The sequence below is a fragment of the Streptomyces sp. NPDC003327 genome (genome assembly GCF_053589515.1).
In genome coordinates this window covers 1-1,012 of the sequence record NZ_JBSFSA010000107.1, presented here as the reverse complement: position 1 = coordinate 1,012, position 1,012 = coordinate 1, and the positions used below count along the sequence as shown (strand labels likewise).

Below are 1,012 nucleotides of genomic sequence, written 5' to 3'. Positions count from 1 at the left end.
GACCGGTCGGTCATCGACGCTAGGAACCACCATGACGCTCCTGTCGACGTCAGCACAGGCGGGTTCTCCGCCCCGCCGACAAGCCCGTTTCCGCCTCCGCAAGGAAGCCTGGGTGGGCTGGGGCTTCACCGGCCCGTTCGTCGCGGTCTTCGGCCTGGTGTTCCTCGCCCCGATCGGCTACGCCCTCCACCTCAGCCTCTTCCAGGACCGCCTCGTCGGAGGCACCTCCTTCGTCGGCCTGGACAACTACACCCAGGCCCTCGCCGACCCCCGCTTCTGGGAAGGCCTCACCCGCGTCGGCCTCTTCCTCGCCGTCCAGGTCCCCCTCATGCTCGGCATCGCCCTCCTGGCAGCCCTCGCCATCGACAGCGGACGCCTCTACGGCACCAGCTTCTTCCGCATCGCCGTCTTCCTGCCCTACGCCGTCCCCGCCGTCGTCGCCAGCCTCATCTGGGGATTCATCTACGGCACCCAGTTCGGCCTCGTCGGCAACATCAACGACACCCTCGGCACCACCCTGCCCGACCCCCTCTCCCCCTCCCTCGTCCTCGCCTCCATCGGCAACATCGTGACCTGGGAATTCGCCGGCTACAACATGCTCATCTTCTACTCCGCCCTCACAACCGTCCCCCGCTCCCTCTACGAAGCCGCCGCCATCGACGGCGCAGGCCAATGGCGCATCATCCGCTCCGTCAAACTCCCCGCCATCCGCAGCGCCCTCGTCATCGCCACCATCTTCTCCGTCATCGGCAGCTTCCAGCTCTTCAACGAACCCAGCATCCTGCAGAAACTCGCCCCCAACGCCATCACCAGCGACTTCACCCCCAACCTCTACACCTACTCCCTGTCCTTCGCCGGACAGCAGCACAACTACGCGGCGACCGTGGCCATCGTCATGGGCGTCATCACCGCGATCATCGCCTACGCGGTCCAGCTCCGCGGCATGCGGAAGGGCTGACACCACCCATGACCACCACCCACACCACCGCCCGCACCACCGCCCGCACCACCG

The 1,012-nt window shown here is 67.0% G+C and carries 1 protein-coding gene; it reads left to right on the top strand.

All coding sequences use genetic code 11. The annotated features are described in order from the left end of the window. The first annotated feature begins 31 nt into the window (after positions 1 to 31). Positions 32 to 958: a carbohydrate ABC transporter permease gene (locus tag ACWDVG_RS31660; protein WP_451704368.1), complete on the top strand. Its 927-nt coding sequence runs from the start codon at positions 32 to 34 to the stop codon at positions 956 to 958. Positions 959 to 1,012 lie beyond the last annotated feature (54 nt).

Bases quoted from the DNA above. Each gene is read 5' to 3' on its own strand.
- ACWDVG_RS31660 (WP_451704368.1), top strand. From the start codon at position 32: ATGACGCTCCTGTCGACGTCAGCACAGGCGGGTTCTCCGCCCCGCCGA.